Source organism: Methylobacterium sp. Leaf113 (assembly GCF_001423325.1).
In the GTDB taxonomy this organism is placed as follows: domain Bacteria; phylum Pseudomonadota; class Alphaproteobacteria; order Rhizobiales; family Beijerinckiaceae; genus Methylobacterium.
On the sequence record NZ_LMNJ01000008.1, the window covers coordinates 91389 to 114381 of the forward strand.

The following is a 22993-nucleotide window of genomic DNA, read 5'->3' on the forward strand; positions in this document are numbered from 1 at the left end:
GACCATCCCATGCGGTTGAACATCTCGGCCTGGGCGATCCGCAAACCGATCCCCTCGCTCGTCCTCTTCCTGGTGCTGGTCGTCCTCGGGCTGGTCAGCTTCCGCGCCCTGCCGATCACGCGCTTCCCCAACATCGACATCCCGATCGTGTCGGTCCAGGTCCTGCAATCGGGGGCGGCCCCGTCCGAGCTGCAGACCCAGGTCACCAAGGTGGTCGAGGACGCGGTGGCGGGGGTGAAGGGCGTCAAGCACGTCATCTCGACGATCTCGGAAGGCGTCTCCAGCACCACCATCGAGTTCCGCCTGGAGGTGAACAGCGACCGGGCTGTCAACGACGTCAAGGACGCCCTCTCGAAGGTCCGGGTGAACCTGCCCCGCACCATCGAGGAGCCGATCATCAACCGCGTCGAGATCGCGGGCCTTCCCATCATGATCTACGGCGCCTCGGCGCCCGCGATGACCCCGGAGGACCTGTCCTGGCTCATCGACGACGTCATCGCCCGGCAAGTCCAGAGCGTGAAGGGCGTCGGCGGCGTCGAGCGCCTCGGCGGCGTCGCCCGCGAGGTCCGCGTGACCCTGAAGCCCGACCGCCTGCTGGCCCTCGGCATCACGGCGGCCGACGTCAATCGGCAACTGCGCCTCACCGCCGCCGACATGGCCGGCGGGCGTGGCGAACTCGGTGGCCAGGAGCAGTCGATCCGGACCCTGGCGGGTGCCGCCAGCCTCGACACCCTGGCGGAGACCTCGATCATCGTGCCGGGCGGCCGCAAGGTGCGCCTCGACGAACTCGCCACCCTGGTCGACGGCTCGGAGGAGCCCCGCACCTTCGCCCGCTTCAACGGCGAGCCGGTCGTCGCCTTCGCGATCTCGCGCTCCACCGGCGCCAGCGACGCCGAGGTCGCGGTCGGCGTGGCCAAGCGCATCGCGGAACTCGGGAGCCGCTACCCGGGCGTGCGCTTCGACCTGATCGACACCTCCGTCATCAACACGGTGGGCAATTACCACTCGGCGATGCTGAGCCTCGTCGAGGGCGCCGCCCTGGCGGTGATCGTGGTGTTCCTGTTCCTGCGCGACTGGCGCGCGACCCTGATCGCCTCGATCGCGCTCCCGCTCTCGGTGCTGCCGACCTTCTGGGTGATGAGTACCCTCGGCTTCTCCCTGAACGCCGTCAGCCTGCTCGCCATCACGCTGGTGACCGGCATCCTCGTCGACGATGCCATCGTGGAGATCGAGAACATCGTCCGGCACATGCGCATGGGCAAGTCGCCCTACCGCGCCGCTCTGGAAGCCGCCGACGAGATCGGGCTCGCCGTCATCGCCATCACGGCGACGATCATGGCGATCTTCGCGCCCGTCTCGTTCATGAGCGGCATCGCCGGGCAGTATTTCAAGCAGTTCGGCCTCACCATCGCGGCGGCGGTGTTCATGTCGCTCCTGGTGGCGCGCCTGATCACGCCTCTGCTCGCCGCCTATTTCCTGCGCGACCACGGCCCCGACCTGACGCGGGACGGGCCCGTCATGCGCGGCTACACCCGCGTGGTCGCCTGGTCGGTGCGCCACAAGTTCATCACGCTGGTACTCGGTTTGGCCTGCTTTGCCGGGTCGATCCTGTCGACCGGGCTGCTGCCGGCGGGCTTCCTGCCGGCGGAGGACGCGGCCCGCACCATCTTCGTGGTCGAGTTGCCGCCCGGCGCGCGCCTCGCCGACACCACGCGGGTCACCGACAGCCTGGTGGAACGCATCCGCGCCCTGCCGGAGGTGCGCAGCGTCTTCATCGACGGCGGCCGCCAATTGCCGGGGAAGAAGGAGGTGCGGCTCGCCACCTTCACCATCAACCTCACCCCGAAGAACACCCGCCACCGCACCCAGAAGCAGGTCGATACCGCCGTGCGGGCGATCCTGCACGAGGAGCCCGACATCCGGTTCTGGGCCCTGCGCGAGGGCGGTCAGCGCGACGTCACCCTGATCGTTTCCGGCCCGGACAAGACCGTGGTGGCCGACACGGCGGCCAAGCTTCAGCGCGAGGCGGCGCGGGTGCCCCACCTCGTCAACGTGCTCTCGACGGCGCCCCTCGACCGCACCGAGATCCGCATCCGCCCGAAGGCCGGCGTCGCGGCCGAACTCGGCGTCTCCACCGATCTCATCGCCGAGACCGTGCGGGTGGGCACCATCGGCGACATCGGTGCGAATCTCGCCAAGTTCAACACCATCGACCGGCAGGTGCCGATCCGCGTGCAACTGCCCGAACGCCTGCGCGGCGACCTCTCGCAGCTCGAAACCCTCAAGGTCCCGGTGAAGGGCGGGGGGGCGGTGCCGCTCTCCACGGTGGCGGATCTCAGCCTCGGGCGCGGCCCCACCGCGATCGACCGCTACGACCGCGCCATCCGGGTGGCGCTGGAAGCCGACATGGAGGGGTCCGATGCCCTGGGCTCGCTCATTGCCGCGATCCTCGACCTTCCCACCGCGAAGGACCTTCCGCCCGGCGTGACCATCCGGCAGACCGGCGACGCCGAAGTGATGGGCGAGGTGTTCGAAGGCTTTGCCCTCGCCATGGGCGCCGGCCTGATGATGGTGTTCGGCGTGCTCGTGCTGCTGTTCGGCAACTTCCTGCAGCCGCTGACCATCCTGTTCTCGCTGCCGCTCTCCATCGGCGGCGCCATCCTGGGCCTGCTGATCTTCAACAAGCCGATCTCGATGCCGGTGGTGATCGGCATCCTCATGCTGATGGGCGTGGTGACCAAGAACGCCATCATGCTGGTGGACTTCGCCGTCGAGGAGATGGCGCGCGGGGTCGACCGCGTCACCGCGATCGTCGATGCGGGCCGCAAGCGCGCCCGGCCGATCGTGATGACCACCATCGCGATGGCGGCCGGCATGGTGCCCTCAGCCATGGCGCTCGGCATCGGTGGCGAGTTCCGGGCGCCGATGGCGATCGCGGTGATCGGTGGCCTCATCGTCTCCACCGGCCTGTCGCTGATCTTCGTGCCGGCGATCTTCATCCTGGTGGACGACCTGTCGCGCCTGTTCGTGCGTGTCTTCGGCCGCTTCATCGGCGCGGTGGACGAGCCGACGGAAGGCGCCTTCGCGCTGCCGTCAACGCCCTCGGCCAACGACCCGAAGCCGTTCCAGCCCCGCATCGCGGCGGAGTAGGGCGAAGCCAGCGACGCCGGGATGGCCCTTGAACGAAAACGCCCGGACCTCTCGGCCCGGGCGTTTTCGTCAGTGTCGCGAAGAGGTTCGCTGCCGCGAACCCAAAAGCTTCAGCCCTCGGTGCGGGCCGCGAGGCGGCTTGCGGCGAAGCAGAGGCCGCCGGCGACGATGAACAGCACCACGAAGGTCTTCACAGTGGCGTAGAACAGGGCCGGCTCGATGCCCGCATCCGTATACAGCACGGCGCCGATGGCGGTGATCGGCAGGAGCAGGAGAATCAGGAGGGGGGTCAGCGGGTTGTTCATGCGGGTCTCTCAACCTCTGTCGGACCCGGTTCACCGGACCGTGTGGCGTTCACTGCCTTCCCCATAGCATCGCGGGGCGGTGCGCGCCAAGATCGTCTGGCCAAGCTCCTGCGGGACCGAGACGCTACGGCACGAACGAAGAAGCCCGGTCAGGCGGGAATTCGCACGGTCGCCCGCAGACCGCCGAGCGGACTGTCGTGCAGGGCGACGTCTCCGCCGTGGGCGCGGGCGATGTCGCGGGCGATGGAGAGGCCGAGCCCGGACCCGCCGGCATCCTGCCGCGCGTCGTCGAGGCGCACGAAGGGCTTGAACACCTCCTCCCGCTGATCGGCGGGAATGCCCGGTCCGTCATCGTCGATGGAGACCAGAAAGGCGCGGTGCTCGCGCCGGCCCGTGATCAGCACGGTGTCGCCGTAGCGGGCTGCGTTGGCGGCGAGGTTGAACAGGCAGCGCCGCATCGCGTCCGGCCGAAGCGTCACGTGGAAGGACGTCACGTCCGGGTGATCGTCCATCTCCACCGCGTCCACATGGGCGCCGAGGCGCTCCACATCGGTGCGCAGGTCCTCCAGCAGGGCGCGCATGTCGGTCGGCACCGCCGCCTCGCCCGAATCGCCGCGCGCGAAGGCGAGATAAGCCTCCAGCATCCGGCTCATCTCGTCGACGTCGCGCTGCAGGTCCTCGACCTCCGGGGTCTGCTCGACCAGCGCGAGGGAAAGCTTGAAGCGCGTGATGATGGTGCGCAGGTCGTGGCTGACCCCGTTGAGCATGGTCGTGCGCTGCTCCATCGCCCGCTCGATGCGTCGCTTCATCTCGATGAAGGCATGGCCCGCCTGACGGACCTCGCGGGCGCCGCGCGGCCGGAACTCGATCTCACGCCCCTTGCCGAAGCTCTCGGCCACGGCGGCGAGACGCAGGATCGGCTTGATCTGGTTGCGCAGAAACAGGATGGCGACGCCGAGCAGCACCAGCGACGATCCGCTCATCCACAGCAGGAAGATGTGCGAATTCGAGGCATAGGCCATGCTGCGCCGGGCGGTGACGCGCATCACCCCGTCGGGGATCGCCACCCGGATCTCGATGAGGCTGGAGCGGCCCACCGTATCGATCCAGTAGGGCCGGCGGATCTGGCGCCGGATCTCGTCGGAGAGGGCTTCGTCGAGGATCGAGAAGAACGGGCGCGGCCCCGCCGGCGGGAGCTTGGCCCCTTTCAGGATGTCGACGTCGAGGTTGAGCCGGTCGTTGGCGATCCGGGTCAGGGTCTCGGAATCCTTGTCCTGCGGATAGCTCTCGTAGATGTCGATCAGCGCGGCGACGTCGGCCGTGACGGCGGCGGAGAGACGCCGCGTCACGAGCTGCCAGTGCCGCTCCATGAAGGTGTAGGCGATCACCGATTGGAGCAGCACCACGGGCGCGATGATGATGATCAGGGAGCGGGCATAGAGCCCCTTGGGCAGCACGTCGCCGATGGCGCGGCTGAGCAGCCGCCACAGGCGGGCCGGGCGGGGCAGGGCGGCGAGACGGGTCGCGGTGCGCTGCAGGAGGCCGGAGGCGGCCATGCGGATCAGTCGATTGCGAGGCGGTAACCGACGCCCCGCACCGTCTGCAGGAACAAGGGATTGGTCGGATCGACCTCGGTCTTCCGGCGCAGACGGTTGATCTGCACATCGATGCTGCGTTCGGCGGCGAGGCCCCCGCTCCCGGCCAGCGCCTCACGCTCCACGTTGGCCCCACCGGCCTGCGCCAGGATGGTCAGGATTTCCCGCTCCCGCTCGGTGATGCGGATGGTCTCGTCCTCGCGGCGCAGCTCGCCCCGGTCGATGCGATAGGAGAACGGGCCGAAGGTCACGGTGTCGTGCCCCCGGGCCCGGCCGCCATCGTCGCTGCGCCGCTTGATGATGTTGGACAGGCGCAGGATCAGTTCGCGCGGCTCGAAAGGCTTGGGCAGATAGTCGTCGGCACCGATCTCGAGACCCATCACCCGGTCGTTGGGGTTCGAGCGGGCGGTCAGCATCAGGATGGGGACGCGCGAGGTCTGGCGCACTTCGCGGGCATAGTCGAAGCCGCTCTCACCCGGCATCATCACGTCGAGCACCAGGGCGTCGAAGACGAAGCACTGTGCCTTGATCCGGGCCTCCGGGACGTTGCCGGCGGACGTCACCCGAAATCCCTGTTCGTAGAGGAAACGGGACAGCAGCTCGCGCACGCGGCGGTCGTCGTCGACCACCAGGATGTGCGGCGCATGGTCGGGCAGTTCGCTGCCCAGGCGCGGGCTGGGCGCGGCCATCAGGCGGCGCTCCGGGTCCGGCGCGCCATGAGGCGCCGGACGGCCGCGCGCGCGTCGGGTTCGATCATGCCGAACAGGAAGCTTTCGGCCGAGAGCGGCCGCTCGCCGCCATGCTCGGAATCCGTCAGCGCCCGTGCCACCCGGCGGCTCTGCAGCCGGATGAGATCGCCCGCGAGGTCGGCACCGGCGGCGGTGCAGAACAGAAGGCGCTGGCGGCGATCGTTCGTGCCGGTCTTCTGCGCGATGTAGCCCTGCTCGATCAAATCCTTCAGCACCCGATTGAGGCTCTGCTTGGTGATGCGCAGGATATCCAGAAGTTCGGCGATCGTAAGACCCGGATAGCGATCGACGAAATGCAGCACGCGATGGTGCGCCCGCCCGAAGCCATACTGCGCCAGGATGCGGTCGGGATCACCGACGAAATCCCGGTAGGCGAAGAACAGGAGCTCGATCAGATCGTCGCCGGAGCCTGGGGTCGGCAGCGGCGCATCGGGATCGGCGTCTCGCATCACGGGGGCACTCACGTCGGGGGCGACCTCGATTTATGTCAGTGATGTTGACATGTTCCAGGCCCCCGATGGCCCGTCAAGCCTCCTGGTCGGGAACAACACCGGCTGGATCCGTCAGGCGGTTCCGGCCGGCATCCCCCGTTGGCCGAACCAGCCTCGGCCGGACAGCACCGCATCAGCGTGTGGAACCCTGTACGGAGACCTGGAGCAATTGCCTGGGACACTTGACCACGGGACACGGCGATCCGCAGCGCGAGACCGTCGGAACACGCATGCGATCGCCGCGTTCACAAGAACATTTCGTGAACTAAGGAAACACACCATGGCCAAGACCCAGCATGCCGAGTCGGACACCAACCCGAAGACCGACCCGAAGGACACCTCCAATCAGATTAAGGATCCGAGCCAGTGGACCACCGGCGGCGAGCCGATGACCGGCGCGCAGGCCTCCTATCTCAAGACCCTGTCGGAGGAGGCGAAGTCGCCGGACTCGTTCGATCCGGACCTCGACAAGGCCGAAGCCTCGCAGCGGATCGATGCGCTGCGGAAGGAATCCGGCAAGGCCTGACGGGCGCCGACCCGAGCCTCCCCAGGACGGACCGGGCCGTCGCGGGCATCGCCCCGACGACCCGGTGCCAGCCGAAGACCCGGTGCCAGCCGAAGATTTCGCCACCGGCAAAATCCTTCCGAAAGGATTTTTCTGAATTTACCTCCGGGCTCGCCCATCAGCTTAAGGCCTCCGCAAGAAAGACCCTTTACCGATCGGCCGGCTAGGCCAGACGAAAGACACGATGCGACCATGACCGATCTGGTATCCAAACGATCCAGCCTGCGGTCACGGACTGCCAATTCCGCCCTCTTCGGACGATTCCTCAAGAACACGACTGGTTCGACGGCGATCGAGTACGGCCTGATCATGGGCCTGGTCTTCCTCGCGATCGTGACGGCGATCCATTACATGGCCGACCAGACCGCTGCGATGTACACCTATATCGGCAGCAAGCTCGTGAGCTCGTCGTCCTGATCCCGCCGACCGGCCCTCAGCGCCGGCCCGTACCCCCTTTTGGCGTGGGTCTGGAGGAATCTCCGGAAACGGCGTTATCACGAGGCGACGAATTATCGGCGGCTTTCTTCGGCGCCTGCCAGAACGTGTCGAACAGGCGTTGCATCGCCCGCGCGTTTTCCTGCTGCACCTCCAGGCCGGTCTGAAACATCTGCTGCATCAGATCGAAGCCTGCATCTGCGCCAGCCTTGCTCTCTGCGTTGGCTTTGCCCTCTGCGTTGGCCGGGGCCTTCGTGGAGGTTTGGGCCGAAGTGGCCCCCGAAACCGCCGCCTGCGGGAGGCGGGGCGGGGTTGGACGCGGCCGCGTCTGCGGCGCAGGCGTCGGACCCGGACCATGGCCCGTCAGAAAGGCCTGCATCATGTCCGACCAGGCATTGGGCGAAAATCCGAACGGATCGGGCATCGCACGGGGCGCCGGCGCGGGCTGCGGCGCCTGATTGATCATCACGTGGACGATGCCCGCCACCACCATGCCGGCCATGACGGGTAGCATCTGCTTCAGGGCCGGCATCGCCACTCCGCTCACGGTCGCCGCCTGCTGAAGCACCGCTTGGCTGAGATGGGGCGACCCGAAGAGCTGCTTGACCAGCATGTCCATCTGCGACGGCGGCGGCGGCGCGGCAGGGCCGACGAGGTTGAACATCTGGGCGAAGCCCATCGGGTCCTGGGCCGCATTGCGCTGCAACCCCATGGTCAGGGCCGGCAGAAGGGCCTGCATGGCGCGCAGACCCTGTTCCTGAGACAGTCCGAATTGGGGCCCGAAGCTCTGCAGGCCGCCCCCCGGAAACCCGAACCCTGGAATCGCCGAGCCCTGAGTCTGGGCGCCCGCCTGCGCCTGGAGAATGTCGAACAGGTTGAACATGGCGGCCTCGCGGACGAACACAGACGATCCCGGGCGACGATCCGGGAATGTCCCATGGAGCGGGACTCTCCGATGGAGTCTGTCGCATCCGGCCAGCACTGACCAGCCCGGACGCCTCATCGCTGCCCGATTCCGGGGCGACGGGGGCGGACATCAACCTGTTTGTGACCCCGGATCCGCCGATGCGCTTCGCCGCGCCCCTGATCGAGGCGCGCCTCGTGCGTCGCTACAAGCGTTTTCTGGCCGACATGGCGCTGGCGGACGGGCGCATCGTCACGGCCCATTGCGCCAATCCGGGAGCGATGCTGGGCCTCATGGCGCCGGGCGCGCGGGTCCTGCTCTCCGAGGCCCGCAGCCCGACACGCAAGCTCGCCTTCTCGTGGGAGCTGGTGGAGGCGGACCTGCCGGGCGGGCCGCAATGGGTCGGCATCAACACGATGCGGCCGAACGCCCTGGTGGCGGAGGCGTTCGCTGACGGGACCCTGCCGCCGCTCGCCGGCTACACGGCGCTGCGCCCGGAAGTCCGCTACGGTCGCGCGAGCCGGGTCGACTTCCTGGCCACCGGGGAGAGCCCCACCGGCGCTCCTGTTCCGCCCTGCCACGTGGAGGTGAAGAACTGCCACCTCATGCGGGTGCCGGGCCTGGCGGAGTTTCCGGATTGCGTCGCGGCCCGGAGCGCCCGACACATGGCCGAGCTGGCCGCCGTGGTGGAGGCCGGAGGCCGGGCCATGGTCATCATCGTGGTGCAGATGTGGGCCGAGCGTTTCGACACCGCCCGCGACCTCGATCCGGCCTTCGACCGCGCCTTCCAGGCCGCCCGTGCGGCGGGTGTCGCCGTCCATGCCCATCGCTGCCGGATCGACCCCGCCGGCATCACCGTGGCCGATGCCATCCCGATTCTGTAGCGCGGCGCATCCGGGCGAAAGGCCCTCCCGTCAGGGCGTGCGCTCGAAGATGAGGTTCAGGCGGGTCTGGGCGATCCGGCGGTAGCCGTGCTGTTCCAGTAGGGCGGGCAGGTCGATCTGCCACTGGTCGATGCCGTTCTCGACGATGAGCAGTCCAGGATGGAGCGAGGCCGGGGCGGCGCGCAGGAACGGCTCGAGGATCAGATCCTCAGCCCCCTCGACGTCGAGCTTCATGGCATCGATGCGCTCGATGCCCTCGCCGCGGGCGAGGTCCAGCAGGGGCAGAGCCGGGACGCGGATCTGAGCGCCCTCGTTGGTGCCGACGATCTTCAGGCTCGATTCGCCTCGGTTGCGCGGATCCACGAACAGGGTCAACTCGCCGGCCTTGTCGGCGACGGCGCAGGCCACGGCCTTGACCGTTCCGAACGGGTTCTGACCGATGTTGTAGGTCAGGCGGTCGAACACGTCGGGCTGGGGCTCGACGGCGAGGATGCGGGCGCGCGGCCCCGCGAAGGCGGCCACGAACAGCGCATAGGCGCCGATATTCGCCCCGATATCCAGGAAGGTGCAGCCCGGCTGCAGCTTCGCACGCAGACAATCCCGCTCCTCCGGATCGAAGAATTGCGGCGTGAAGAGCACCTTCTTCTCGCAGTTGTTGTTGTAGGGGTAGAGCCGCATGCGGGCGCCATAGCGCTCGACATCGAGAGGCGCCCCGCGGAGCAGGCCGATCGCCACGCGGCGGAGGAACAGGGCGAGGCGCCGACCCGCCCAGCTGCCATAGGAAAGCCGGCCCGTCTGCCGGGCAATGCCCGCGACAAGGCCGGTGGGAGCGTAGGTACCGAAGGGCTGGGAGTCTTTCATCGCGCCTGCTGATGCCAGCGCGGGAGCACGGCGGCAAGCGGATGAGACCTGCGGCGCGGCGAACGGCACCTGCGGCAGCGCCCTAGGAGGTCGTAACGATGCTGCGGACACGAGGCATGTTCGAGGCTCATCGCTGCGAGACTGAACCGGTTCATCTCAACCGACGAGCGATCCGACGGGCTAAGGCCAGTCGCGACCTGTTCCATTGTGGCAACACCACGACCCAAACCGCGGCGCACAGGTCTAATCTGCCTCAAAAGTAGGCGAATGCACAAAGGATAGCTTTGCCGCGACGCAGGTACTTTGAGACGTTCAATGCAACACCGATCCCGCCCCAGAGTTCCCCAATGACCATCAAGCAACCGCTCCTTGCTCTTACGGCCATCCTTCTCTCCTCGGTGTGTGCCTACTCCGCCGATCTGAGAGTGCCCGTAGCTCCGGCTCCGATCCCGGCGTCCTGCAAGGCTGAGATCACCTTCCCGGCCTATGGCGGCATCATCAAGCAGAACCCGAACCCGGCCTGCCTGACCATCGGCGGCTTCGGCGACATCTATGTCGGCGGCGCGGTGACCGGTTACTTCTATACGCAGCCGAACCAGTACACGTTCTCGCCCGCGCCTCTGCCGAGCGATCGCGCCGGCCGCGTCGACGTCTCGAACCTGATGGGCTTCATCCAGAAGGCTGACGGGCCGTTCCAGTTCTATGCCGCCTTCGGCGCCTACTCGATCCCGGGTCTGGGCCTGCCGATCTACGGCACTTTCGATCAGACCGATCTGCTGTACTCTCCCGCCCCGATCGTGTTCGGCAAGTACGTGATCAACGACAACTGGTCGGTCCAGGGCGGCCGCATGCCGACCCTGATCGGCTCCGAGCTGCCGTTCACCTTCCAGAACCTGAACATCTCGCGCGGCCTCCTCTTCAACCAGGAGAACGTGATCAACCAGGGCGTGCAGGTGAACTACTCGGACGGTCCGTGGGCGGCATCGTTCGCTGCCACGGACGGCTTCTATTCGGGTGAGATCAACTGGGTCACGGGTGCGATCACCTACAAGATCGACGCCGCCAACACGGTCGGCATCAACGGCGGCACCCACTTCTCCACCTACACCAACTTCGACTTCGTCAACCCGTTCGGCCGCCGCGGCCTGCGCTACCAGTACGCCACCCCGGCGGCTCTGCAGAACAGCAGCATCATCAGCGCCAACTACACCTATGCCGACGGTCCGTGGATCGTGACGCCCTACGTCCAATACACCAACGTCGAGAGCAGCGTGGTGCTCGGCCTCGCCGGTGCCGAGACGATCGGCGGCGCACTTCTCGCCAGCTACGCCTTCACCGACAACTTCGCCCTGGCCGGCCGCGTCGAGTACATCAGCCAGAGCGGCAACCGTGGAAACCCGTTTGGGCAGACGTCGGTCCTCTACGGTGCCGGCAGCTCGGCCTTCTCCTTCACCGTCACCCCGACCTTCACCTTCGACCGCTACTTCGTCCGCGGTGAGTTCTCGACGGTCCAGCTCTACGACATCACCCCCGGCCTCGGCTTCGGCCGCAGCGGCCTGAAGACCTCGCAGGAGCGCTACATGCTCGAGACCGGCATCACTTTCTGATCCTCGCAATCCGATCGGTCTGACGAAAAGCGGCGGCAGGGGAAACCTGCCGCCGCTTTCTGTTTGAACGAGGCGGTCCGGCAGAGACATCTGCCGTTGAGATTTTCCGGCGAGCAGCATCGCGGGGCTTTCGTCGGGGCGCCGCACGGTCCAAGGAGGCAGGCACCATGCCCCGACCGATAAGGCCCGAGCCCATGCAGAGCTTCGATTCCGACGGTGTCGCGATCGCGTATATCGACGTGCCGGCCGAGGGCGGCACCGGCGATCCGGTGCTGCTGATCCACGGCTTCGCCTCGAATCATGCGGTGAACTGGGTCAATACCCTGTGGGTACGGACGCTGACCCAGGCCGGCTACCGCACCATCGCGTTCGACAACCGCGGCCATGGCGAGAGCCAGAAGCTCTACGACCCGGATCTCTACGGGGCCGACCTCATGGCCCAGGACGCGCGCCGCCTGCTCGACCATCTCGGCGTCGCCTGGGCCGACGTGATGGGCTACTCGATGGGCGCGCGCATCGCCGCCTTCCTCGCCCTCGACGCGCCGGAGCGGGTGCGCTCGCTGTTGCTGGGCGGTCTCGGCCTCCACCTGGTCGAGGGCAGGGGGCTTCCGGACGGCATCGCCGAAGCCCTGGAGGCAGAGCCCGGTGCGCCGGCCCCGAACCCGACCGCCGCCGCCTTTCGAACCTTCGCCGAGCAGACGAAGAGCGACCTGCGCGCCCTGGCCGCCTGTATGCGCGGCTCGCGCCAAGCCCTGTCGCGGGCCGAGGTCGCGGAGATCCGGACGCCGACCCTGGTCACCACCGGCACCCTCGACACGGTCTCGGGTTCCGGCCCGGCTCTGGTCGCTCTCCTGCCGAACGCCACCGCGCTCGAACTACAGAACCGCGACCACAGTACGGCGGTGGGCGACCGGGGCCATCGGGCCGGCGTCCTCGATTTCTTCAAGCAGCGGCCCTGACCGGGTGCCGCCGGACCTCAGCTCTTGAGGCGATAGCCGGTCCGGAAGATCCAGGTCACGCCCGCGAGGCACAGGGCCAGGAAGACCAGCGCCATGGTGAAGCTGACGCCGACGCCGACATCCGAGGTGCCGAAGAACGACCAGCGGAAGCCGCTGATCAGGTAGACCACTGGATTGGCGAGACTCACCGCCCGCCAGAACGGCGGCAGCATCTCGATGGCGTAGAAGCTGCCGCCCAGGAAGGTCAGCGGGGTGACGATGAGGAGCGGCACCAGCTGCAGCTTCTCGAAGCCGTCGGCCCAGAGGCCGATCAGGAAGCCGAACAGGCTGAAGGTCACCGCCGTCAGGAGCAGGAACAGCACCATCACGAACGGATGCTCGATGCGCAGGGGCACGAACAGGGTGGCGGTGGCGAGAATGATGAGGCCGATCAGAATCGACTTCGAGGCCGCTGCGCCGACATATCCCAAGACGATTTCCAGCGGTGACACAGGCGCCGACAGGATTTCGTAGATCGTGCCGGCGAAGCGCGGGAAGTAGATGCCGAAGGAGGCGTTGGCGATGCTCTGCGTGAGCAGCGACAGCATCATCAGCCCGGGCACGATGAACGCCCCGTAGGCGACGCCGTCAACCGAGGCGACGCGTGAGCCGATGGCCGCCCCGAACACCACAAAGTAGAGCGAGGTGGCGATGACCGGGGCGACGATGCTCTGCAGCGCCGTGCGCCAGAAGCGGGCCATCTCGAAGCCGTAGATGGCACGGACCGCATACCAGTTCATGCGCGCTCCTTCACGAGGTCGACGAAGATTTCCTCCAGCGACGACTGGCTGGTCTGGAGATCGCGGAACCGGATACCGGCCTGGGCCAGGTCCGCCAGCAACGCCGTGATGCCGGTGCGCTCGCCCTTGGTGTCGTAGGTGTAGACGAGGTCCTGGCCGCCCGGCTTGAGGGTGAGATCGTGGCGGACCAGGGAGTCGGGAAGCGCGGTGAGCGGTTCCTGCAGGTTCAGGGTCATCTGCTTCTTGCCGAGCTTGCGCATCAGCTCCGCCTTCTCCTCGACCAGGATGATCTGTCCCTTGCGGATCACGCCGATGCGGTCGGCCATCTCTTCGGCCTCGTCGATGTAATGCGTGGTGAGGATGATAGTGACGCCCGTATCGCGCAGGGACCGGACGAGCCGCCACATGTCCCGCCGCAATTCCACGTCGACGCCCGCCGTCGGCTCGTCGAGAAAGAGGATGCGCGGCTCGTGGCTCAGCGCCTTGGCGATGAGAACGCGCCGCTTCATCCCACCGGACAGGGTCATGATCCGCGCGTCGCGCTTCTCCCACAGGGAGAGGTCCCGCAGCACCCGCTCGATATGGGCCGGATCGGGCTTGAGGCCGTAGAGGCCGCGACTGAAGCTCGTGGTGGCCCACACCGTCTCGAAGGCGTCGGTGGTGAGTTCCTGTGGCACGAGGCCGATGAGGCGGCGCGCCTTGCGGTAATCCCGGGCAATGTCGTGCCCAGCCGCCAGGATGCGCCCCTCGCTGGCGGTGACGATGCCGCAGACGGTGCTGATCAGCGTGGTCTTGCCGGCGCCGTTGGGGCCGAGAAGCGCGAAGATCTCGCCCTCGGCGATGTCGAGGCTGATGCCGTCGAGGGCCTTCAGGCCGGAGGCGTAAACCTTCGACAGGTTCTGGATCGAGATGATCGGCTGCATCGGGACTCCGCTGCGGCGTGGCGCCGGCACGATCGGGCCGGCGCTATAGCATGCCGCCGACGGGCAGGCGCCCGGAAAACGAAAAAGCCGCCTCGCGGCGGCTTCTGCGATGTCGCAGAGGATCGGTGTGCCGATGCCCGGTGCGGGAAAGACCCTGCATCGGGGATGCGACCTCAGGCCTGGAGGCGGTTCCGGACCTCGCCGAGGCTCTGGCGGACCAGACCTTCGGCGGCTTCGCCCTGCATGCGCTCGCGCAGGATCACCTCGGAGACCTTCACGGCCGCGTCGGCGGCGGCGGCACGGACCTGGGCGGTAGCCTGAACCTCAGCCTGGGCAATCTTGGTCTCGGCCGACTTCGTCCGGCGGGCGATGAAGTCGTTCAGGCGGGCATGGCCCTCCTCGGCGATGCGCTGGGCCTCCTCGCGGGCGGACGCCACGATCGCCTCGGCCTCGCGCTCGGCCTCCGAGCGGCGCTTCTTGTAATCGGCGAGCACGCCGGCAGCCTCTTCACGAAGCCGACGAGCCTCGTCGAGTTCGTGCCGCACGCGCTTGGCGCGGCCGTCGAGGCCCTTGGTGACCTGGTTGAAGCCGCCGACCTTCCAGACCAGGGCCATGAACAGCACGAAGGCGACTGCGACCCAGAACTCGGCTTCCAACAACATGCTCGTCGTCCCAACGTGGTGGCGTCCGGCGGGTGAGCCCGGGTCGGAGGACCCTCAGGCTCGGCCGGTGAGGTTTGGTTTGGCGGTCCGCCTCAGTGCGGGAACGCGACGCTGTCGAGGGCCCTGGCGAGGGAGGCCTCGTCGGGGCTGCGGCCGGTGAGGCGCTCGACGATGGCCGAAGCCGTCTCGCCGGCGATTCCGCGGACATTGCCCATGGCCTCGGTGGTCCGGGTCCGCAGCGTCGCCTCGGAGGCGGCGATGCGGGCATTGAGCTCGGCCTCGAGCGCCTTGCGCTTGGTCTCGGCTTCCTGCGTGAGGGCGGTGCGGGTCTCGAGGGCGATGGCCTGCGCCTTGGCCTGCGCGTCGCTCAAGGATTTCTCGTATGCGGCTCCGGCGGTGTCCGCCTCGGCCTTCAGGCGCTGGGCTTCGTCGAGGTCACCCGACAGGCGCACCGCGCGATCATGCAGGATCGCCTGGATGCGCGGCAGGGCGATCTTGTCCATCAGGTAATAGAGCAGCCCGAAGGCCAGGGCGAGCCAGATCAGCTGCGATGCGAAGGTATGGCTCTCGAAGGGCGGAAAGCCGCCGCCGTGCTCTGCAGGCGGAGTCGCCATGAAACCATCCTGTGTTGCGGTTGGGTGCGCCGGCTGAGCCATGACGTCCTTCGGAAAATGAGTTGGTCAGGACCGGACGCGTATCGCATCCCCTCGGGGACGCCGCGTCCGGTCCGATATCGGTTCGCTTCGACTAGACGGCGAACAGGAGCAGCAGCGCGACGAGCAGCGAGAAGATGCCGAGCGCTTCCGTGAGCGCGAAGCCGAGGAGCAGGTTGCCGCGCTGGCCGTCGGCGGCCGAGGGGTTGCGGAGCGCGCCGGCGTAGAACTGGCCGAAGAGGTTGCCGAGGCCGATGGCGGCGCCCGCCATACCGAGACAGGCGAGGCCGGCACCGATGTACTTGGCAGCTAAGGGATCCATCAAATTGCTCCTGGTGTCCGTATCGTCGTTGCGTGGAGAGAAATCCGGCCGCGATCGCGAACCGGGGACGGAAGGGGATGGCGTCCCGGCGCCTTAGTGGCCGGGATGCAGCGCGTCGCTGAGATAGATCGAGGCGAGCGTCGCGAAGACGTAGGCCTGCAGACCGGCGACGAGGAATTCAAGGGCCGTGACGGCGACGCTGAGCGCCAGCGGCAGCGGCGAAATCGCACCCCAGGCACCGGCCGCGAGCAGGGCCGGGACGAAGCCCGCGAAGATCTTCAGCGCGATGTGGCCCGCGAGCACGTTGGCGAAGAGACGAACCGCGAGGCTGATCGGGCGCGAGATGAACGACACGATCTCGATGGCGACGATCATCGGCAGCAGCCAGCCGGGCACGCCGGAGGGCACGAAGACCTTCAGGAATTTCGTGCCGTGGGCCATGAAGCCGTACACGATGACGGTGCCGATCACGAGCAGCGCCAGCGCGAAGGTCACGATGATGTGGCTGGTCACCGCGAAGGCGTAGGGGATCATGCCGAGCATGTTCAGCACGAGCACGAACATGAAGAGCGAGAAGATCAGCGGCATGAACCGCTCGGAACCGTGGCCTGCGGATTGGCGCAGGGTCGAGCCGATGAACTCGTAGAAGATCTCGGCCATCGACTGCATGCGGCCCGGCACCACCGAGCGGCGGGATGTGGCCACCACGGTGATCAGCGCGATGATCCCGACGGCGGCGAACATGTAGAGCGCGGACTGCGTGAACGCGATCTCCTGGTTACCGATATGACCGAAGGAGACCAGCGGCTTGAGCTCGAACTGGTGGATCGGATCCATCTTTACGGCCATTGCCGCTCCCGCCCTTCTGAATCTTGGCGAGCCAGACGACCCGCCACCACCGGTGCCGCCGAAGCGGCATTCTGAAAAACCCTGGTCCGGCCGCACGTGCGGCGTTCCCCCTCGGGACCGCTCAAGGGTCCCGTTCCGTCGTCGGCGCCTTCGAGAGCGATCCCGCGGCACGCATGACGTTGTAGACGCCGGTCGCGAAGCCCAGCATCAGCAGGACGATCAGCCCCCAGGGTTTCGTCCCGAGGAAATGATCGAACATCCACCCGAGAATGCCCCCGGCCAGGACGCCCGCGATGAACTCGGTCGAGAGCCGCATCGCTTGGCCGAGAGGAGAAGGCCCGGTCGCAGGACCGGGACGCGTGGAATGACCGGGAGGGGCACTGGGCCGCTTCCGCTCAATCTGCGTCTCAAGACGTTTGAGCCTCTGGGAGAGGTCGGCGTCCAGTGCTTTCTTCCGTCCGTCCCCGCCTTCGTCCCCTGTTTCGTTGCCGCTCACGGCGAAAACTCACATTGGCGAGAGGGTTGGGAACCGGTCGGAACGCCTCCGTCAGGCGGGGCGCACCATAGTTTCGCCTACCTTGGGTGTCAAGGCACCCTCGACACAGCGTAAGATCCTGGCAACACACGAGAAATTCGTGTTTTACCGATCCGCCCCCGGGCGTTCGCAAAAGCCGGGGGCCGGTGGGCGATCAGGCGCCCAGGAGCGGCTTGATCACCTTTTCCATCCCGTCGATGGTCATCTCGCCCTTGAAGCGCTCGCCATTGATGAAGAAGGTCGGCGTCGAATCGACCTTGAAGGTGTCCATGCCCTTCTGCTTCACCGCGTTGACGGCTCCGTAGATCTTCTGATCCTTTAGGCAGGCCTCGAACTTCTCCTTCGAGAAGCCCGCCTGACGCAGCATCTGCTCCAGGGCATCGACGGGCGATTGCGGCTTCTGGACGTAGGCCCAGCCCGCCTGCTGGTCGAACAGCAGGTCCGTGATGGGATAGTATTTCGCATCCCCGTCGCAGCGCGCCAGCATGAAGGCCGCCGTCGCCAAAGGGTCGAGGGGAAATTCCCGGAGCGTGAAGCGCACCTTGCCGGTGTCGATGTAGCGCTCTTTCAGGGCCGGCCAGGTGTTCTTGTGGAAGGCGGCGCAATGCGAGCAGGTCATCGAGGCATATTCGATGATCGTCACCTTGGCGTCCTTCGGTCCGAGCCAGACGTCCCCGAGCGGGCCGGGCTCCATCAGGGTCGAGAGGTTTGCATCCTCGGCCACGGCCGGGAGGGTGAACCGGGGCAGGAGGATCGCCGCGCCGACGGCAAGGCCGGTGGCTTTCAGGGCGTCGCGTCGGGTGATCATGCTCGGGGCGGGCTCCGGTCGCGGACCAAATCTGTTCGTCAGCGATGCGGTAGAATCCCGCAAGCGTCCTGACAAGGCAGCATGCGCCAACTTGCGCGCAGGAGCACGCGCCAACGCGCGCGAAGCCGGATGCGTCGACTAGCGCTTGTGGGTGGTCGCGATGATCGCGGTCCCGAGGCGATCGAGCGCATCGCGCAGGGCATCGTGCTCGATCACCTGCACGGCGAGCGCCACTTCGCCGCGGCGAACGGGGTCGATCACCGGGGGCGGTGGCCGGCGGCCGATCCGGTCCACCCGGCCCTGGCGCATCACGATCTTGCCGATGCAGGCCCAGCCGTAATGCGCGTTGATGCGCTGGATCACCACCGGCGCGAGATGCTGCAATTCGAGGGCGAACACGCCCTCCACCCGGACCACGAGGGTGCCGGGATCGGGACGACCCTCCTCCTCGCGCCGACGCCGGCGCGGCCATTCGAGCTTGGAGGGCTGGCAGTAGCGCGCCAGCCGCTCCCCGACGATCTCGGGCCAGGCGGCCAGGATATCGGTGGAGGCGAACCCTTGCGCCGCGAAGGCCGGGCCGATGCAGCCCTCCAGCAACTCGGCAAGGGGTTTGACACGCGCCATGCGCAGGGTTCCGTGGGTCGGTTCGCGACGGGTCCGAGGCTCCGGTATCGCGTGCAATGGTTAGCATGCGGTTCCGGCAGGCCGAAGCCGCATTCCTCCGAGCGGCTTCGCTCGAAGGCGCATCGCTCGAAGCCGCACCACTCGAAGCCGCTTCGCCGAATGCGCGCTTTGAAGCGTCCGGCCGGACGGCTATGGACGGGCATCCCCACCACGCGCCGGTGCCCGTGTCCCACACAACACCTCTCGCCCCCGAGGCCGCGGACCTTCTGACCTGGTACGACCGGCATCGTCGGGTCCTGCCGTGGCGGGCGCTGCCGGGTGAGACACCCGACCCTTACCGGGTCTGGCTGTCGGAGGTGATGCTGCAGCAGACCACGATCGCGGCGGTGAAGCCGTATTTTCAGAAGTTCCTGGGGCGGTTTCCCACAGTGGAAGCCTTGGCGGAGGCGCCGGAAGAGAGCGTGATGTCGGCCTGGGCCGGGCTCGGCTATTATTCCCGCGCCCGCAACCTGCACGCCTGCGCCAAGGCGGTAGCGGCCGCCGGCCGGTTCCCCGATACGGCGGCGGCCCTGCGCAAGCTTCCCGGCATCGGCGCCTATACGGCGGGCGCCGTGGCGGCGATCGCCTTCGACCAGCCGGAAGCGGCGGTGGACGGGAATGTCGAGCGGGTGATGACGCGGCTCTTCGCCATCGAGACGACGCTGCCCGCGGCCCGCCCCGAAATCCGTATCGTCACGCAGGCTCTGGTGCCGTCGGACCGCCCCGGCGACTTTGCCCAGGCCGTGATGGATCTCGGTGCCACCATCTGCACGCCGAAGCGTCCAGCTTGCGCCCTCTGCCCCTGGATGGCGCCGTGCCGCGCCCGCACCCTCGGCCTGCAGGAGACCTTCCCCCGCAAGGTGAAGGCGGTGAAGGGCACGCTGCGACGGGGCGCAGCCTTCGTGGCGATCCGCAGCGGCGACGAGGCGATCCTGCTGCGCACACGTCCCCCCGAGGGCCTGCTGGGAGCCATGGCCGAGCCGCCCATGAGCCCGTGGGAGCCGGATTACGACCCGGCCCAGGCCCTCCTCGACGCGCCGCTGGATGCCCGCTGGAAGCGCCTGCCGGGGCTGGTGCGGCACGGCTTCACGCATTTCCCCCTGGAGCTGACGGTGTTCTGCGCGAAGGTCGCACTCAGCACGGCGGCGCCCGCCGGCATGCGCTTCACGCCGCGCCGCGACCTCGACGACGAGCCCTTGCCGGGCGTGATGAAGAAGGTGCTGGCGCACGCCTTCGACCCGAAGCCCGAGCCGGAGAAGGCCGCCAGGCCCGGTCGGCCGAAGGCGATGCGGAGCGTGCCGGACACACCGCTCTTCGCCGACCCCGAGCCGGAATCGATACCGCCTCAGCCGCGCTTCCGTCCCGTGCCGAAGCCGACCCCACGCCCGGCACCGGCGCCGCCGCGGGACATCGACGACGAGATGGGTGGGTTCGAGGCACCGGCCGACGCGGCACCCCCGGTCGGTCCGCGCAAGCGCGGACGACCCCGGACGCGTTAGAGTTTTTCGTTTTCGCTTGTCTCGTCGGGATAACCGGTTTCCACCGATCCCTGACAAACGCGAGCGCGGCTCAGGCCGCCGAACCCATGGCGATGCGCATCTTGGCCCGGAACACGTCGATGAGGACCGGCTTGCCGTCGCGGGTGGCGTGCCAGAAATCCCAGCCGTTGCAGGCGGGGAAGCCTTGCACCAGGGCGCCGATCTTGTGGATCGAGCCCGTGGCCGGCCCGGCCATCAGGGTTCCGTCGGGGCGTACGATGGCGCTGTGGCGGCCGCGCGCGTCGGTAAGGGTTTCACCGGGGCGGATGTGCCCCGCCTCGATGACGCTGAGGAAGGCCACGCGCGGCTCGGCGCGCTTGCTCGGCGCCACCAGAAGGGCCGCCTGCGACAGCGGCTCGACGGCATCGATGCGGGCACGGGCGGCTTGCGCATAGGCCGTCTCACGCTCGATGCCGATGAAGCGGCGGCCGAGACGCTTGGCGACGGCGCCGGTGGTGCCGGTGCCGAAGAACGGATCGAGCACCACGTCGCCGGGGTTGGTCGCCGACAGGAGGGTGCGGGCAAGCAGCGCCTCCGGCTTCTGGGTCGGGTGGACCTTCTGACCGTCGGCGCCCTTCAGGCGTTCGTCGCCGGTGCATAGCGGGATGAACCAGTCCGAGCGCATCTGGACGTCGTCGTTGCCGCCCTTCAGCGCCTCGTAGTGAAAGGTATAGCGCTTCGAGTCCGCCGAGCGGGAGGCCCAGATCAGGGTCTCGTGCGCATTGGTGAAGCGCTTGCCTCGGAAGTTCGGCATCGGGTTGGCCTTGCGCCAGACGATGTCGTTGAGGATCCAGAAGCCGAGGTCCTGCAGCGTGGCGCCGACCCGGAAGATGTTGTGATAGGAGCCGATGACCCACAGGGTGGCGTTCGGCTTCATCACCCGGCGCGCGGCGGCGAGCCACGCATGGGTGAAGGCATCGTAGGCGGCGAAGGTCGAGAACTTGTCCCAGTCGTCGTCGACGGCGTCGACGCGGCTTTGGTCGGGACGCAGCAGCGAGCCCTCTCCGAGCTGGAGATTGTAGGGCGGGTCGGCAAAGACGCAGTCGACGCTGGACGCCGGAAGGGCGTTCATGGCCGCGATGCAATCGCCGACGAGAATCTCGTCGAGGGGAAGACGCTGAGCGGGGGGTACGAGACCCATCCGCGGCGCTGACACGAGCCGCCCGGCACGCGAGACACTTTTCCGGGCGGCGGTGTCGGCGACCGCGGTACGCAGGGAAGCCATGGCAAACACCGGTTACGCGACTGACCGGCAGACCTTGGCCCCGTTAACGTAAAGGCCGGGTTGCCGGCATCCCGACAAGACGTCTCGATTTGGGGCTGCAATTTTTGCCGGGTTGGTCGTTCCGCGCAGAAGCAGGCTATTCCGGCGGTCACTGCAAATATCGGCTTTGCAGATCCCATGTCATCGCACGTCAACCTCAGGCAACGGCTCGCTTGACGCCACACCTGATCTCGGCCCGTTTCAAGACCCGCTCGGGCCGGCGGATTCACCTCTCGCTCGATCGGGAGAAAAATTCTCTCCGTCCGCCCGCTACGATCGCCTGCAGGACAGGGTTTCGCTCAGCGCATCGGTAGTTTCGTTCTGTCGCAGCCCAACGTTGTACCGGAGGGCCCGTTACAGCCCATTTTCACCGGCGTGATCTATGCGACAGCAAGGCCTCCGCATCATTCGAATCCGCGCGGTTATTCGACAATATCGCCGCACACAACTGGAGATTAAGAAATCGTTATAGCCTCAAACAAGGCACCTGAGGCCACATTTCGCCGGTCTCATTTTGGCCCCGTTCCGCTTCATTTTGCCGGCCATCCGAAACAACAAAGGGAATGCGGATGACTATCAAGCCTGTTCGTGGGGCCGCTGCCATCATCGGGACCGTCGTGACACTCGCCGCCGTTCAACCAGCCAGCGCCCAGAGCGGCGCCGCGTCCTGGTATGCGAGCGGGCACCGGACGGCGAACGGCGAGCGCTTCAATCCGAACGGGATGACGGCCGCCCACCGCAGCCTGCCGTTCGGCACCCGAGTCCGGGTCGAGAACAAGCGCAATGGCCGCTCCGTGGTGGTACGCATCAACGATCGCGGCCCCTTCGTGCGCGGTCGAATCATCGATCTTGCTCGGGGCTCGGCCCGTGCGCTCGGGATGGGCGGCACGACCTATGTCGCCTTGAGCGTGGTGAACTAAGCACGTGGTGAACTGAGCGCGTGATGACCTGAGCTCGTGGGGAACTGAGCTTATCGGGCCGGTCGGCGTTGTGAGATGGACCGGCCGGCCCCATCTCGCCGGCAGAACCGAGAGCTCAGAACCCCATGGCAAAGCCGCTGATCGTCGAAATCCCTCATGAACTCGGCCTGGCCGAGGCCCGCCGGCGCATCGCGGATGGCATCACCCAGGCGGACGGGCTGTTCGCCAAGGCGGGTGTCGCCGTCGAAAAGATGGCCTGGACCAACGACCGGCTCGATTTCGCCATGGCGGCCCTGGGCCAGAAGGTCGACGGGCAGGTGGATGTCCGCCCCGAGACCGTGCGGGTCGAGGTCCGGCTGCCCCTGCTGCTGGCCCTGTTCGCACAGCAGATCCAGAAGAAGCTCGGCAGCGAGGGCAATCTGCTCCTGACCAAGAAGTGACGGCGAGCGGGAAGTGAAGGCGGGCCGCCGCCGCTCGGAACCTCCCTCCGGGGCGGACTGTTCCACCGGTCCGTTCCTGAGGCTCTGAGAGGCGCTAAGCGATGTCGAACCCCGGCCAGATCCCGGAAGCCC

General features: G+C 67.4%; 25 protein-coding genes. 9 read left to right on the top strand and 16 right to left on the bottom strand.

What is annotated here, in order from left to right:
• Positions 1-9: 9 nt before the first annotated feature.
• The gene (locus tag ASF60_RS07645; RefSeq protein ID WP_056182886.1) at positions 10-3150 is read left to right on the top strand and encodes an efflux RND transporter permease subunit; all 3141 of its coding nucleotides are present in this window, start codon (positions 10-12) and stop codon (positions 3148-3150) included.
• A gap of 110 nt (positions 3151-3260) precedes the next feature.
• Here the strand turns inward: ASF60_RS07645 and ASF60_RS07650 are convergent, their stop codons facing one another.
• From ASF60_RS07650 to ASF60_RS07665, 4 genes are all read right to left on the bottom strand, one after another.
• Positions 3261-3455: a hypothetical protein gene (locus ASF60_RS07650; RefSeq protein ID WP_056182889.1), complete on the bottom strand. Its 195-nt coding sequence runs from the start codon at positions 3453-3455 to the stop codon at positions 3261-3263.
• Positions 3456-3604: 149 nt separating this feature from the next.
• Entirely contained in the window at positions 3605-5011 is a 1407-nt protein-coding gene (locus tag ASF60_RS07655; RefSeq protein WP_056182891.1) for an ATP-binding protein, read from the bottom strand.
• 5 nt (positions 5012-5016) lie between these two features.
• Positions 5017-5739 (bottom strand): response regulator, encoded by a 723-nt coding sequence (locus tag ASF60_RS07660; protein WP_056182895.1) that lies wholly within the window; start codon positions 5737-5739, stop codon positions 5017-5019.
• Positions 5739-6248 (bottom strand): MarR family winged helix-turn-helix transcriptional regulator, encoded by a 510-nt coding sequence (locus ASF60_RS07665; protein WP_056182898.1) that lies wholly within the window; start codon positions 6246-6248, stop codon positions 5739-5741. Before ASF60_RS07665 ends, ASF60_RS07660 begins: the two co-directional genes overlap by 1 nt.
• Before the next feature lie 322 nt (positions 6249-6570).
• On the opposite strand from ASF60_RS07665, the gene ASF60_RS07670 reads away from it, so the two are divergent.
• Together ASF60_RS07670 and ASF60_RS07675 are read left to right on the top strand one after the other, a co-directional pair.
• The gene (locus tag ASF60_RS07670; RefSeq protein WP_056182900.1) at positions 6571-6816 is read left to right on the top strand and encodes a DUF3072 domain-containing protein; all 246 of its coding nucleotides are present in this window, start codon (positions 6571-6573) and stop codon (positions 6814-6816) included.
• A gap of 231 nt (positions 6817-7047) precedes the next feature.
• Positions 7048-7272 carry a Flp family type IVb pilin gene (locus ASF60_RS07675; protein WP_056182903.1) on the top strand — a complete coding sequence of 75 codons (225 nt, stop codon included), beginning with the start codon at positions 7048-7050 and terminating at the stop codon, positions 7270-7272.
• Positions 7273-7288: 16 nt separating this feature from the next.
• On the opposite strand, the gene ASF60_RS07680 is transcribed toward ASF60_RS07675, so the two are convergent.
• Positions 7289-8173 carry a DUF937 domain-containing protein gene (locus ASF60_RS07680; protein WP_082507810.1) on the bottom strand — a complete coding sequence of 295 codons (885 nt, stop codon included), beginning with the start codon at positions 8171-8173 and terminating at the stop codon, positions 7289-7291.
• 182 nt (positions 8174-8355) lie between these two features.
• On the opposite strand from ASF60_RS07680, the gene sfsA reads away from it, so the two are divergent.
• On the top strand, positions 8356-9078 hold the full coding sequence (gene sfsA, locus ASF60_RS07685) for a DNA/RNA nuclease SfsA (protein ID WP_056183002.1): 723 nt from the start codon (positions 8356-8358) through the stop codon (positions 9076-9078).
• Between the two features lie 30 nt (positions 9079-9108).
• Here sfsA and ASF60_RS07690 read toward each other — a convergent pair whose 3' ends face one another.
• On the bottom strand, positions 9109-9939 hold the full coding sequence (locus ASF60_RS07690; RefSeq protein WP_056182910.1) for an FkbM family methyltransferase: 831 nt from the start codon (positions 9937-9939) through the stop codon (positions 9109-9111).
• A 347-nt stretch (positions 9940-10286) separates the two neighbouring features.
• Here ASF60_RS07690 and ASF60_RS07695 point away from each other — a divergent pair, with 347 nt between their 5' ends.
• Entirely contained in the window at positions 10287-11546 is a 1260-nt protein-coding gene (locus ASF60_RS07695; RefSeq protein ID WP_056182913.1) for an outer membrane beta-barrel protein, read from the top strand.
• A 194-nt stretch (positions 11547-11740) separates the two neighbouring features.
• Entirely contained in the window at positions 11741-12505 is a 765-nt protein-coding gene (locus ASF60_RS07700; RefSeq protein ID WP_056182915.1) for an alpha/beta fold hydrolase, read from the top strand.
• Positions 12506-12522: 17 nt separating this feature from the next.
• Here the strand turns inward: ASF60_RS07700 and ASF60_RS07705 are convergent, their stop codons facing one another.
• From ASF60_RS07705 to ASF60_RS07745, 9 genes are all read right to left on the bottom strand, one after another.
• The gene (locus tag ASF60_RS07705; RefSeq protein ID WP_056182918.1) at positions 12523-13284 is read right to left on the bottom strand and encodes an ABC transporter permease; all 762 of its coding nucleotides are present in this window, start codon (positions 13282-13284) and stop codon (positions 12523-12525) included.
• The gene (locus tag ASF60_RS07710; protein WP_056182923.1) at positions 13281-14207 is read right to left on the bottom strand and encodes an ABC transporter ATP-binding protein; all 927 of its coding nucleotides are present in this window, start codon (positions 14205-14207) and stop codon (positions 13281-13283) included. The genes ASF60_RS07705 and ASF60_RS07710 overlap by 4 nt, the downstream gene beginning before the upstream one ends.
• Before the next feature lie 173 nt (positions 14208-14380).
• A complete protein-coding gene (locus ASF60_RS07715) occupies positions 14381-14866 on the bottom strand; it encodes a F0F1 ATP synthase subunit B family protein (protein WP_200940927.1) in 486 nt (161 codons plus the stop codon).
• A 95-nt stretch (positions 14867-14961) separates the two neighbouring features.
• Positions 14962-15525 carry a F0F1 ATP synthase subunit B family protein gene (locus ASF60_RS07720; RefSeq protein ID WP_056182929.1) on the bottom strand — a complete coding sequence of 188 codons (564 nt, stop codon included), beginning with the start codon at positions 15523-15525 and terminating at the stop codon, positions 14962-14964.
• A 91-nt stretch (positions 15526-15616) separates the two neighbouring features.
• Positions 15617-15844 carry a F0F1 ATP synthase subunit C gene (locus ASF60_RS07725; protein WP_018044493.1) on the bottom strand — a complete coding sequence of 76 codons (228 nt, stop codon included), beginning with the start codon at positions 15842-15844 and terminating at the stop codon, positions 15617-15619.
• A gap of 93 nt (positions 15845-15937) precedes the next feature.
• Complete coding sequence (locus tag ASF60_RS07730) at positions 15938-16693, bottom strand: F0F1 ATP synthase subunit A (RefSeq protein ID WP_056182933.1); 756 nt, start codon at positions 16691-16693, stop codon at positions 15938-15940.
• Positions 16694-16814: 121 nt separating this feature from the next.
• Positions 16815-17189 (bottom strand): AtpZ/AtpI family protein, encoded by a 375-nt coding sequence (locus ASF60_RS07735; RefSeq protein WP_056182936.1) that lies wholly within the window; start codon positions 17187-17189, stop codon positions 16815-16817.
• A 193-nt stretch (positions 17190-17382) separates the two neighbouring features.
• Positions 17383-18036 carry a thioredoxin domain-containing protein gene (locus ASF60_RS07740; protein WP_056182939.1) on the bottom strand — a complete coding sequence of 218 codons (654 nt, stop codon included), beginning with the start codon at positions 18034-18036 and terminating at the stop codon, positions 17383-17385.
• 138 nt (positions 18037-18174) lie between these two features.
• Entirely contained in the window at positions 18175-18660 is a 486-nt protein-coding gene (locus ASF60_RS07745) for a DUF721 domain-containing protein (RefSeq protein ID WP_056182940.1), read from the bottom strand.
• A gap of 191 nt (positions 18661-18851) precedes the next feature.
• Here ASF60_RS07745 and mutY point away from each other — a divergent pair, with 191 nt between their 5' ends.
• Positions 18852-20198, top strand: coding sequence for an A/G-specific adenine glycosylase (gene mutY / locus ASF60_RS07750; protein ID WP_056183007.1), 1347 nt, complete (start codon positions 18852-18854; stop codon positions 20196-20198).
• 70 nt (positions 20199-20268) lie between these two features.
• On the opposite strand, the gene ASF60_RS07755 is transcribed toward mutY, so the two are convergent.
• Positions 20269-21462: a site-specific DNA-methyltransferase gene (locus tag ASF60_RS07755; RefSeq protein ID WP_274533549.1), complete on the bottom strand. Its 1194-nt coding sequence runs from the start codon at positions 21460-21462 to the stop codon at positions 20269-20271.
• A 608-nt stretch (positions 21463-22070) separates the two neighbouring features.
• Here ASF60_RS07755 and ASF60_RS07760 point away from each other — a divergent pair.
• Both ASF60_RS07760 and ASF60_RS07765 read left to right on the top strand, forming a co-directional pair.
• Positions 22071-22421, top strand: coding sequence for a septal ring lytic transglycosylase RlpA family protein (locus ASF60_RS07760; RefSeq protein ID WP_443136742.1), 351 nt, complete (start codon positions 22071-22073; stop codon positions 22419-22421).
• A 125-nt stretch (positions 22422-22546) separates the two neighbouring features.
• Positions 22547-22861, top strand: a complete 315-nt coding sequence (locus ASF60_RS07765; protein WP_055951202.1) for a polyhydroxyalkanoic acid system family protein — start codon at positions 22547-22549, stop codon at positions 22859-22861.
• Positions 22862-22993: the final 132 nt, after the last annotated feature.

Bases quoted from the DNA above. Each gene is read 5' to 3' on its own strand.
- ASF60_RS07700 (WP_056182915.1), top strand. From the start codon at position 11,741: ATGCAGAGCTTCGATTCCGACGGTGTCGCGATCGCGTATATCGACGTG.
- ASF60_RS07705 (WP_056182918.1), bottom strand. From the start codon at position 13,284: ATGAACTGGTATGCGGTCCGTGCCATCTACGGCTTCGAGATGGCCCGC.
- ASF60_RS07755 (WP_274533549.1), bottom strand. From the start codon at position 21,462: ATGGCTTCCCTGCGTACCGCGGTCGCCGACACCGCCGCCCGGAAAAGT.
- ASF60_RS07655 (WP_056182891.1), bottom strand. From the start codon at position 5,011: ATGGCCGCCTCCGGCCTCCTGCAGCGCACCGCGACCCGTCTCGCCGCC.
- ASF60_RS07740 (WP_056182939.1), bottom strand. From the start codon at position 18,036: ATGATCACCCGACGCGACGCCCTGAAAGCCACCGGCCTTGCCGTCGGC.
- ASF60_RS07665 (WP_056182898.1), bottom strand. From the start codon at position 6,248: ATGCGAGACGCCGATCCCGATGCGCCGCTGCCGACCCCAGGCTCCGGC.
- ASF60_RS07660 (WP_056182895.1), bottom strand. From the start codon at position 5,739: ATGGCCGCGCCCAGCCCGCGCCTGGGCAGCGAACTGCCCGACCATGCG.
- ASF60_RS07725 (WP_018044493.1), bottom strand. From the start codon at position 15,844: ATGGATCCCTTAGCTGCCAAGTACATCGGTGCCGGCCTCGCCTGTCTC.
- sfsA (WP_056183002.1), top strand. From the start codon at position 8,356: ATGCGCTTCGCCGCGCCCCTGATCGAGGCGCGCCTCGTGCGTCGCTAC.
- ASF60_RS07720 (WP_056182929.1), bottom strand. From the start codon at position 15,525: ATGGCTCAGCCGGCGCACCCAACCGCAACACAGGATGGTTTCATGGCG.
- ASF60_RS07710 (WP_056182923.1), bottom strand. From the start codon at position 14,207: ATGCAGCCGATCATCTCGATCCAGAACCTGTCGAAGGTTTACGCCTCC.
- ASF60_RS07675 (WP_056182903.1), top strand. From the start codon at position 7,048: ATGACCGATCTGGTATCCAAACGATCCAGCCTGCGGTCACGGACTGCC.
- ASF60_RS07670 (WP_056182900.1), top strand. From the start codon at position 6,571: ATGGCCAAGACCCAGCATGCCGAGTCGGACACCAACCCGAAGACCGAC.
- ASF60_RS07650 (WP_056182889.1), bottom strand. From the start codon at position 3,455: ATGAACAACCCGCTGACCCCCCTCCTGATTCTCCTGCTCCTGCCGATC.
- ASF60_RS07645 (WP_056182886.1), top strand. From the start codon at position 10: ATGCGGTTGAACATCTCGGCCTGGGCGATCCGCAAACCGATCCCCTCG.
- ASF60_RS07745 (WP_056182940.1), bottom strand. From the start codon at position 18,660: ATGGCGCGTGTCAAACCCCTTGCCGAGTTGCTGGAGGGCTGCATCGGC.
- ASF60_RS07695 (WP_056182913.1), top strand. From the start codon at position 10,287: ATGACCATCAAGCAACCGCTCCTTGCTCTTACGGCCATCCTTCTCTCC.
- mutY (WP_056183007.1), top strand. From the start codon at position 18,852: ATGGACGGGCATCCCCACCACGCGCCGGTGCCCGTGTCCCACACAACA.
- ASF60_RS07680 (WP_082507810.1), bottom strand. From the start codon at position 8,173: ATGTTCAACCTGTTCGACATTCTCCAGGCGCAGGCGGGCGCCCAGACT.
- ASF60_RS07765 (WP_055951202.1), top strand. From the start codon at position 22,547: ATGGCAAAGCCGCTGATCGTCGAAATCCCTCATGAACTCGGCCTGGCC.
- ASF60_RS07690 (WP_056182910.1), bottom strand. From the start codon at position 9,939: ATGAAAGACTCCCAGCCCTTCGGTACCTACGCTCCCACCGGCCTTGTC.
- ASF60_RS07730 (WP_056182933.1), bottom strand. From the start codon at position 16,693: ATGGCCGTAAAGATGGATCCGATCCACCAGTTCGAGCTCAAGCCGCTG.
- ASF60_RS07760 (WP_443136742.1), top strand. From the start codon at position 22,071: ATGACTATCAAGCCTGTTCGTGGGGCCGCTGCCATCATCGGGACCGTC.